Raw genomic sequence first — 9610 nt, 5'->3', positions numbered from 1 at the left:
TTGTTTGCTGGAGAGACCATGCGTTCCGTATTCGTCGCCGCGCTCGCGTGCGCTATTTTATCGGCGGGCTGTTCTAAGCCCGCCGCCGCGCCGCCGCCGCCCGCGCAAACGGTGGGTGACCTCCATGTCGAGTTCACCACCGAGCAAAAACCGCCCCATACTGGGCTGGACACCATCATTCTGGATCTCAGCGACGCCGCCACGGGCGCGCCCATCGGCAACGCCAACGTGACCGGTTCCGCCGCCATGGTGAGCCCCAAGATGCCCGGCGCCTCCGTCAGCGGCCGCGCGCAGGGCAACGGCCGATACCAAATCCCGCTGAACCTGCCGGTGGCGACAAAGTATGACATCAAGGTGCGCATCGAGCGGCCTCAGAAGCCTACGCTGAATGTGACGTTCCGGACCGAAGCCTGGAATTGAACTGAAACGAAAAATTGTGGAAAGATAGGGAGAAGTTCGTGGTAGAGATAGACGTCCGTTACGACGGAAACAAAAAATGCTCGCTGACGCATGAAGAAGGCCCGACCTTGCGCACGGATGCGCCCAAGGACATCGGGGGCGACGCCTCCGCCTTCAGCCCGACCGATCTGGTCGCCTCCGGCCTTGCCGCCTGTATCCTGACGACCATCGGCATGTTCGCCGAACGTCACGATCTGGACATCACCGGCGCGACCGCCCATGTCACCAAGGAAATGAACGCCAGCCCCCGCCGCATCGGCCGCCTGCCGGTCACCGTGGTGTTGCCCGCCAGCATTCCCGAAGATTTCCGCCCGACACTGGAGCGCGTTGGTCATCTATGTCCGGTGCACGCCAGCCTGCATCCAGACATCGATTCGCCGATTGAGTATCGGTATGAGTAGATGAGGCGCTTTTAACCGAATTGACTCTTAGAGAGGATTCGGCCCCCAACTCCCAATCCTGGGGGAAGAGTTTTGCGAGAGCGTTTCTGTTCCTGTCCTAGGGCCGTAGGATGCAAGATTAATAATCGCCCGCGCTAACCTCTTCCCCCAGGATTGGGGGCTGGGGGCCGAGTCCGTATCGGGGGTGAGAGCAAAGCCCTACGCCACCGCAACCCGAACCCGAACTTTTTTATCGCTGTCGCTGGTCATATCGTCGTAAGAAACCAGTACCCGGCGGTCGCCGATGCCGAGCGGGTGGTTGCCCAGCTGCAGCAGAGCGTAGAAGGGCTGCCGGGTGTGGGGATCGACGTAAAGATCGGCCACTTTGCCGACATCGTGACCGGTGGTGTTGACCACCGTATAGCCGCGCGGATCACCAACGCCCGCGCCGGCATTGGCCCCCGATTGGACGGCGCCCTTGCTGTCCTGGTCACGCTTTTCCAATTCGCTGAGCAATTCCAAAATCGCCGGCGCGCCGCTGCGCTGCTGTTCGTTGAACGTCTGCGTTTGTGTTGACATCGTTTGTGCCTCCTGGAAGTTGTAAATCTGATTTACTATTCCCGGCGGGCAGGCGCGATAAACGTAGGCGCGGCGACTATTCGTATCGGAGGAGAGTTTCGCCGAGACTGATGACGTCTCCGGCGCTGAGTGTTGTTGGGGCGACGACAAGCGCGTCGTTGACATAAATGCCATTGGATGCGCCGACGTCTGAGAGAATATGGACGCCGTCCGTGTACTCGATCCGGGCGTGTACGCGCGAGATGTGCGTGTCCGCCGGCAGGGCAATCTCGTTTTTCGACGAGCGGCCGATGGAAACCGTGTCGTGCTGCACAGGGAACGTATGGCCAGTGTACGCGCCGGAAATACAGACGAGCCGTGATCCGATCTCCCCGCGTGACTTGGGGCCGACACCGCCGGAATAGGCTTGGCGCGCCGCCTGCAGCGCGGGCATGTCGAGGTCCATCGACGTCACTGCGGAATCGCCAGCCACGGCGGCGTATACGTTCTCTTCTGGATGAATTACGCCAGCGCTCTTTTCCGGAGTGCGCGGCGTGGGAAGCTGGGTGAGCGACTGGGTGGCGGGTTCCAGGAAGACAAAGATGCGGTCGCCGATCTGAAGCCGGTCGCCATGCGTCAGCCATTTCTCCGAAGTCATGGGGGATTCATTGAGCAGGGTCGGCTTCTGACCGGTGCGCGCCATATGCCGCAGCCGCCGCCGTCGCTCCTGTGGCAGGTATTCGATCACGGCGTGGATATCGGCCACACCGCCCGCGTAAATTTCGCACTGTGGCCCACTGCCGATGCGAGTGACCATGCTGGCAAGCGGGTATTCGTTTCCGGGATGCGGCGTGCGCAGAGAACGGAGCCAGGCTTTTTTGCGCCAGTCGGGAGCCAGTCCCATGCCCAGGCCGATCAGCCCCGAGGCGATCGACAAGGCGATCAAGCGACTGACGGTCGATGAAATGGGGCCGCCGTCGAGCGTGGCGGCTCCTTGAAGCGCCGCTTCCCCCGCCAAACCGCCCACGATCGCGCCGATGGATCCTTGAAGCGCCAATGGTCCGGACCGGCGCGCCAGCCCCTGGGTCGCGCCGGTCATGGCGGCGATGAGCAGCAGGCCCCCGGTGATCGATCCCGCCCAGAAGCTGCTGCCCGGAATGAACATTCCCAGCAGGCTCGCGCCCAGTCCGCCCCCGATTCCCAGCAGCAATCCCGAGCCAACGGCGCCGCGCCGCTGCGCGGCGTTGTCCGAGACAGCGGCCTCCACGACGCCCATCGAGAGGCCGATCAGCGTGCTGAGTAGGGCCGCTTCCCAGGGGGCATGCGGCAGGACGCCGATATCCGTGGGACTTCGGAGGACTTCGGTCAATATCCAGGTCAGCGCGCCGGAGGCGGCGCCGGCGATCATGAGCAAAAGCGCCTTGGTCTGCAATGACATAGTGGTGTTGGTGGGCTAGAGTTAGGCTGTAATCGTCACTTCGCCGTTCACGACTCTGCGATCGTCTTCGCCACATCTCGGAACTGCTTGCCCCGGTGGACGATATCCGACCATTCGCCGCCGGTCACATGGTGCCGAAACGCCGTCTCGACTTCGACTACCCGAAAGCCCGCTTTGATCGCGCCGATGGTCAGCGCGACTTCCACGCCGAATCCATTCGCGAACTTGCCGTGGACCGCTTCGAGCACTTCGCGCCGCACGGCGCGCTGGCCGGAGAGCGGCTGGCGAAATGTCTGGCCTGTGCGCTGGTGAATGCCCCAGTTGGCGAGACGGACCACAAAGCCGCGTCCGCCGCTTTGACCGGTCGCGGCGAAGGCGGGGTCCGGCGGGAGCAGGCCGATCGCCATGTCCGCATCTCCGCGCAGGAGCGGCGGGAGCAGCTTCACGGATTCCGTCGCCGAAGCGCCCAGGTCGGCGTCCAGGAGCAAAAAGATATTCCCGATCTCTTTCGCGGCGGCGTACGCCGCAGTCAGCGCCGCCCCCTTGCCCTGATTCTTTTGCTTCAGGACAACGTCGGCTCCGGCCGCTTCGGCTGCCTGCACCGTGCCGTCCGATGATCCGTCGTCCACGACGATGATCGTGTGGATCTCACGGCGGGAGCGCAGGGCGGCGACTGTTTTTGCAATACGCTGTTCCTCATTATACGCCGGAATTAGCGCACAAACATGAAGATCTTTTTCGTTCACGAAGATTGATCCTCCAGAACCGGAGGCAGCTGCCGTGTCGCGGTAGTTTTGAGGCCGTAATCCGCCCGGTCACCCGCGTCCGTGCGGAGTGTGAAGGGCAGGTCGAGCTGGCCGAGCGGGCGGTCGATGCAGTCGACCGTCGTCAGCCCATATTTCTGATAAGTCTTGATTGAGGAGACGCCAACGTCGAACGGCTCGCAGCCGATGATGGTCACGGGCGGAGCGGCGGCCGGGGGCGCGGCTTCTGGGGACGTGAAGTCCTGAAGACGCTGGATCAAAGCGCCGTCGATCGGGTTGGCCCCGTCGTCCGGCCAATCGATTTTTCGGCCTCCGACGAAAACAAAATACGCACAAGGCGTCGCGACATCTCCATCGATTGTTATCAGCCCCTGCGACTGCAAGGTTTCCAGAGCATGGCCCAGGCTCGGCTTGCTGGTTGAGCCGCCCCGCAGAATGGTGGCCACGGCGGTAAGGATCAGGCCGCTGTCGCCGGCGGCGCCGTCAGACGCCGGCGGATGGGAGTCGGCGGGCAGGGCGTCGAGGATCGTCGTGATCTGCGTGGGTGTCAGCGCGTCCATCTTGTCTTCGATGACGACGGTCGCCGCGACATTGGCGCCGGCGAGCTGGAGCGCGGCGGCGGCGGAAGCGGTCGCCTGCGGATAGTCACCGCACTGGATGACCACGACGCGGTGGCCGGTCAGCTTGCCATGGGTCAGCTTTGGCCGCAATGAGTTCAGCGATCGCTCCACCTGCACCAGTTGGCTCTTGGCCTCGCGGCCCTCCTGGACGGCGCCGTCCACCTGCACTTGCAGGGCCGCGAGGCTTTTGGCCGTGGCGGTGACCTGTGGAGGCAGGCTGACGTGCTCGCCGATCAGGATGCCGAAGCCCAGCATGAGAAAGACGGCGCAGAGATAGACGATATGGTAACGGACATCAAGCATAATGAGGGTTTAGCGGCCGTGAAAGCGCCATCCAAAATGGAGCTGCCACCAGATGTGGAACATCTCCGTGATGTTGCGCCAGATTGGCGACTTTGCGAGCAGAACGACGAACGGGAACATGGCTGAGAGTATGACGGCGACAAACGCGCTGAACGGCGGCTTGGGCCGGTAGAGCTTGAAGACGCCGCGAGCGTCCACGAGGCGTGTGCCGATCTTGAGGCGGACCAAAAACGTGCTCGCCATGCCGGCACGGCCTTTGTCGAGAAAGTCTTCCAGGTTCGAATGCGTGCCAACGGCGACGATGAGATCCGCGTTGTGCTCGTAGGCCAGCAGCATCGCGGCGTCCTCGCTCGTACCGGGGACCGGGAAGGTGTCGGCTTCCAATCCGAGTTCATGGATACGCGCCATGCCAGGCGCTTCGCCTCCGCGCCGCGCGTAGGCGTGGACGATCAATTGCGCGCCGCACCCCAGGGCGTCGTCCGAGACGCTGTCCATATCGCCCAGAATAATATCGGGCGTACAGCCGATGGCGAGCAGGGCGTCCGCAGCGCCGTCCACGGCGATCACGGCGGGGCGCACTTCGCTCAGATAGGTGCGGAGCAGCGACAGATCTTCTTTGTAATGCTCGCCGCGCACCACGACCAGTACATGGCGTCCCGCCATCTTGGTCTGACGCAGAGCGGGGACATTGGTCGGGTCGAGCAGCAGTTCTTTGTCGGCGTCGAGGTACTGCAGCGTGTTGCGCGCGAACTTCTCCAGCTCCGAGCCGAGGTTGGCGCGCGCCGACTGCGTGGCGAGCACGATCGCCGTATCGTCCCAAACTGTGACCGGACCGATCGCCGCGCCGTCTTGATAGAGCACGCAGTCGGCGTCGATCGTCAGCGCCCCGCCTTCCCGAATGCGCGCGAACGCCTCCGGGTCGGACAGCTCATACATAGGGATGCTTGCATTCGCCAGCACGCCCGGCCCCCGATTGGGATACTTGCCGCTAATGAATGGCCGCGCGTTGATCACGGCTGACACGCGCGCGTCCGCTAGGGAGCGCGCCGCCAGCGCATCCAGGTCCGAATGGTCGATCACGGCCGCGTCGCCCGGTCTCAGTCGCGAGGTCAGGTTCTTGGTGCGCTTGTCCACGCGCGCCGCGCCCAGAACGGTACGCTCCCGACTGGGCGAAGACTGTGGGCGGACGGTCGCCAAAATTCCAAGCTCCCTCATGCGGTCCGAAAACGTGTGAAAAGTAATTCACTAGTATAGCACACGCCGGGGCGGCGTGCAAGAAGTCGCCCTCACCCCCAGCCCTAGTGCGCCTCTCTCTCGGCTAAAGCCTGGGAGAACAGAAGATGCCCCCCGGCCCCCACAGGGGTGCAGATCATGTTATCGAAAACGTGTCCAAGATTAATCTTCGTCACGCCAACAAATCTATGTTCTGCACCCCCAGTGGGGGTCGGGGGGCATCAGATCGGAGGCCGAATCTGTTGTCCAGTGTTGCTACGCCGTATGCACTTTATCCGACGGCGGCGGAATGTACATCGGCGGCGCTTCCAGGGCGACGGGGCGCATGGGGCCGAGGAACAGCAGCATCGAGATCACGTAGGCGGCGAGAATGGCCGCGACGCCTGGCAGGATCGGCAGCATTACGTGATTGAACGCGTAGAGCGCATAGGACAGAGCGAACCACGCGATCAGGAGGACCAGTGTGATCACCAGGGATCGCACGCCGCTGAAGAACATCAGCGCGGCGCCCGTGACCAGACCAAGCATAATCAAGATCGGGACAATCCGATGCTCGTTGCGGCTGAAGAACGAGCGGTCCATGAAGGTGGAGACCGCGTTCGCCGTCACTTCGACGCGGGGCATCAGACCGGGGAATGGCGTGGCGCGCGCATCGGTCGCCGGGTCGCCGGCCGCCGTGGCGCCCAGGAATACGACTTTGCCCTTGAAGACGTCCGGCTTGATCTTGCCGGACATCAGATCCGCGAACGAGTAGGTGATGTAATGTCCGGGCGGTCCATAGTAACGGATCATCATGCGTCCTTGATCGTCGATCGGCGCCGCGACCGGAGGATTGATGCTTCCGATGAACTTAACGGTGTTGCCCGAAGCGACTTGAACGAAATCCTTGTCCAAATCATAAACGCGCAGGGCGGTGACGAGCGACAAGTTCGGCAGCGCCACCGGCGCGCCGTCCGCGAGCTTGGAGGTCGGGAACTTGCCTCGGATCGCCGCAGTCGCGGGCGGATATGTGACAGTGCTTCGGTAGAAGAGGCGGGCGCTGCGCAGGACATCGTCCGGCTCGGTCTCACGGACGAAAACGCCGACGCCCCGGCTCGATCCCGTGAAGTCCGAAACGGGCGGCTCAAACATCTGATAGGGGAAGACCTGGTTGCGTTTGTCCAGCGTCAGCTTATCGGCGATGGCGTACTTCTCCAGGAAGACGAGCGACCGGATATCGTCGGGCGTGTATGTCTGCGGCCGGTTGGCGTCGTAAGACATGCCGAGCACGACGTTTCGGTTGTTCGCCATTGTGCGCCACAGCTCCGAATCACCGGTCTGGGTCCGCTTGTCCAGCGCCAGATCCACGACGGCCACCTTGGCGCCGCCGGATTCGATCTTGGAGAGGCCCTGCGCGAGCAGCGACCGGGGCCACGATTTGATGGGGCCGTATTTGGTGACCGAGGCGTCATCCATCGCCACGATCACCACATCGGCCCGCGCGGCGCGCGGCGCCATTCGTACGATGGCGTCTTCCGCCTTCGATTCGATGGGCGCCCGCTGCGAATGTTCCGTCAATATGCCGATCGCGATCGCCAGAAAAACGGCGGCGAGAAAGACGATCGCGCGGTAAGAGAGCAGCCGCTCGGGGCCTACTTTTTGAATTATCATCGTCTTGTCATCCTTGCCTTAGACAGAAGTTAATTCCTTGTTCCCTGCTTGCCTCCTTCCCCAAACTCTCTGCCCTTTGAGTTTGAGTATTGTGAGAGAATTTCTTGTTCCAGTGGCCGCGCATGTGTTAGGCGACCGCGCGGCCGGTGAAGTCGATCTCGCTCCAGTGGCCGGCCGTCATGGTCGCTCGCTGGGCGTCGGCGGCGAGCAGCTCGTGGGGATAACCCAGATCGACGGCGCTGACATCGTCGAGGCGCTGGATCTGTTCGGCGCTGAGCTTCACCGATGTGGCGGCCAGATTGTCGTCGAGCTGTGCGCGGGTGCGCGGCCCAATCACGGGAATGACGCCCTTGGCGCTCGCCCACGCGATGGCGATCCGACCGGGGTTGGAGCCGCTCTCTTCCGCGACGGCGAAGAGAACATCAAGAATGGCGTCGTTGCGCTCGCCGCCGTAATGCAGCACGCTGGCTTTCAGGTCCGTGGCCCGTCCCGTCTCGCCCTTGCGATATTTTCCCGTCAGCAGTCCGCCGCCGAGCGGTGACCAGCCCATGACGCCGAGGCCAAAGCCTTCGGCCATCGGCAGCAGTTCGCGCTCGGTCGTGCGCTGGAGCAGACTGTATTCCGTCTGGAGAGCGGCGATGGGAGTCCACCCTCGGAGCTGTGCGATACTGGCGGCGGTCGCGACGCGCCAGGCGGGGAAGTTGGAGAGCCCGCCGTAGATGATCTTGCCGGCCCGCGTGAGATCGTCTAGGCCGCGCGCGATCTCCTCCATGGGCGTCACACCGTCGTCCATATGGACAAAGTAAAGATCGATCCGATCCGTCCCCAGGCGCTTGAGGCTATCCTCCACCGATTGGACCATTGCTTTACGGTTTGCGCCGACGGCGGCGAGGGCGGGCTGCGCCGTCGCGCCGCGGCTAAACTTCGACGCGATCACAAAGCCGTCGCGATTGGGTTTGATGAACTTGCCGATCTCTCGCTCGGATTCGCCCAGCTGATAGTTATCGGCCGTATCGATGAAGTTACCACCCGCGTCGGAGAAGGCTTGCAGGATCGCGCGAACTTCATTCGGCGCCGCGCCGTAACCCCATGCCGTTCCGAACATACCACCGCCAAGCGCCAGCTCCGAAACCTTAAGACCGGTCTTTGCTCCGAAAATTTTGTATCGCATTTTCACGCTCCCATCAAATATTAGAAGTATAATACTCCAACTTAATGAAACGTAATGCGCTCAAAAAGCCGTGTTTATCGTCTGAAACGCCAAAGTCTAGGATGCAGCTATGGATACACTCGCCGAGGTGATCGATCTTGTTCGAACGAAGGGGCAGCTTTATGGACAGATCAAGCTGACCGCGCCATGGGGGCTGATGCTGCCGGGAGGGAAGGGGATTTGCCTTACGGTCACGGATGGTTCGTGTTATCTTGGCGTGGACGAGCACGCGCTCATTCCCCTGGCCGTCGGCGACTTCGTATTTCTCCCCGGTCCCGAGAATTATTCGTTGCTGAGCAGTCCCGACATGTCTCTGCGATCCATCCACGAAGTCATCACGCCGGGCGCATTTCGGCAATCGCGCTTGATTACTTATGGCGGGGGAGGCGCTCCGGCGTCCTTGATCGCGGGCTGTTTCACATTCGCCTCCCCGGAAAGTGATCTGCTGACCAAGTATCTGCCGCCGATCATTCACCTCAAGGCGTCGAGCACACAATCGAACCCGTGGTTCCAGTCGACACTGCAATTCATCGCCGAGGAAATCGGAGAGGGGCGCCCAGGATCATCGTCTATTGTGGACCGCCTCGCGGAAGTACTCTTCGTGCAGGCCATGCGCACACGGATCGATTCACCGTGCCGCGACGAAGCCCCCAGCTGGCTGCTCGCGCTGGCGGACCCGCAGATCAGCGCCTCCATCGATTTGATGCATGCCCATCCGGAGAAAGCGTGGACGGTTCCGGAACTCGCGCGCCGCGTTTCCATGTCGCGCTCGGCGTTCGCCTCCCGGTTTCGGGAACTGGCGGGAGAAACCCCGATGGACCATCTGACGCACTGGCGGATGGTGCGCGCGGCGAACATGATGCGGGAGGACAAGTCTTTGAAACTCTCAGCGGTGGCGGGGGCGGTGGGATATGAGTCGGAGAGTGCGTTTGGGAAGGTGTTTCGGCGGGTGATTGGGATGTCGCCAGGGCGGTATCGAGCGGGGGTGGGGGAGG

General features: G+C 62.5%; 10 protein-coding genes. 3 read left to right on the top strand and 7 right to left on the bottom strand.

The features are described 5' to 3' along the window. Together ABIZ35_RS20505 and ABIZ35_RS20500 are read left to right on the top strand one after the other, a co-directional pair. The coding region (locus ABIZ35_RS20505) for a FixH family protein (RefSeq protein ID WP_348221786.1) at positions 1–420 on the top strand (420 nt) is incomplete at its 5' end. Positions 421–458: 38 nt separating this feature from the next. Then, on the top strand, positions 459–860 hold the full coding sequence (locus ABIZ35_RS20500) for an OsmC family protein (RefSeq protein WP_348221785.1): 402 nt from the start codon (positions 459–461) through the stop codon (positions 858–860). 198 nt (positions 861–1058) lie between these two features. Here ABIZ35_RS20500 and ABIZ35_RS20495 read toward each other — a convergent pair whose 3' ends face one another. The 7 genes from ABIZ35_RS20495 to ABIZ35_RS20465 form a co-directional block, all read right to left on the bottom strand. Continuing rightward, positions 1059–1418 carry a PRC-barrel domain-containing protein gene (locus ABIZ35_RS20495; RefSeq protein ID WP_348221784.1) on the bottom strand — a complete coding sequence of 120 codons (360 nt, stop codon included), beginning with the start codon at positions 1416–1418 and terminating at the stop codon, positions 1059–1061. 76 nt (positions 1419–1494) lie between these two features. Next, entirely contained in the window at positions 1495–2835 is a 1341-nt protein-coding gene (locus ABIZ35_RS20490) for an FHA domain-containing protein (protein WP_348221783.1), read from the bottom strand. A 47-nt stretch (positions 2836–2882) separates the two neighbouring features. After that, complete coding sequence (locus ABIZ35_RS20485; RefSeq protein WP_348221782.1) at positions 2883–3581, bottom strand: glycosyltransferase family 2 protein; 699 nt, start codon at positions 3579–3581, stop codon at positions 2883–2885. Next, the gene (locus tag ABIZ35_RS20480; protein WP_348221781.1) at positions 3578–4522 is read right to left on the bottom strand and encodes a copper transporter; all 945 of its coding nucleotides are present in this window, start codon (positions 4520–4522) and stop codon (positions 3578–3580) included. Before ABIZ35_RS20480 ends, ABIZ35_RS20485 begins: the two co-directional genes overlap by 4 nt. A gap of 9 nt (positions 4523–4531) precedes the next feature. Further along, entirely contained in the window at positions 4532–5719 is a 1188-nt protein-coding gene (gene steA / locus ABIZ35_RS20475; RefSeq protein ID WP_348221780.1) for a putative cytokinetic ring protein SteA, read from the bottom strand. Between the two features lie 291 nt (positions 5720–6010). Then, entirely contained in the window at positions 6011–7405 is a 1395-nt protein-coding gene (locus tag ABIZ35_RS20470; RefSeq protein WP_348221779.1) for a CHASE2 domain-containing protein, read from the bottom strand. A gap of 127 nt (positions 7406–7532) precedes the next feature. Beyond that, entirely contained in the window at positions 7533–8576 is a 1044-nt protein-coding gene (locus ABIZ35_RS20465; RefSeq protein WP_348221778.1) for an aldo/keto reductase, read from the bottom strand. A gap of 109 nt (positions 8577–8685) precedes the next feature. Here ABIZ35_RS20465 and ABIZ35_RS20460 point away from each other — a divergent pair. After that, positions 8686–9610: AraC family transcriptional regulator (locus ABIZ35_RS20460; RefSeq protein ID WP_348221777.1), on the top strand; the 925-nt coding region annotated here is incomplete at its 3' end.

It is taken from the genome of Capsulimonas sp. (assembly GCF_039929585.1).
Taxonomy (GTDB): Bacteria; Armatimonadota; Armatimonadia; order Armatimonadales; family Capsulimonadaceae; genus Capsulimonas.
The sequence above is the reverse complement of the archived record's forward strand: the minus strand, read 5'-3'. Positions and strand labels throughout refer to the sequence as shown.

Excerpts from the sequence above, each read along its gene's own strand:
- ABIZ35_RS20495 (WP_348221784.1), bottom strand. The coding sequence starts at position 1,418 with ATGTCAACACAAACGCAGACGTTCAACGAACAGCAGCGCAGCGGCGCG.
- ABIZ35_RS20470 (WP_348221779.1), bottom strand. The coding sequence starts at position 7,405 with ATGATAATTCAAAAAGTAGGCCCCGAGCGGCTGCTCTCTTACCGCGCG.
- ABIZ35_RS20490 (WP_348221783.1), bottom strand. The coding sequence starts at position 2,835 with ATGTCATTGCAGACCAAGGCGCTTTTGCTCATGATCGCCGGCGCCGCC.
- ABIZ35_RS20465 (WP_348221778.1), bottom strand. The coding sequence starts at position 8,576 with ATGCGATACAAAATTTTCGGAGCAAAGACCGGTCTTAAGGTTTCGGAG.
- ABIZ35_RS20480 (WP_348221781.1), bottom strand. The coding sequence starts at position 4,522 with ATGCTTGATGTCCGTTACCATATCGTCTATCTCTGCGCCGTCTTTCTC.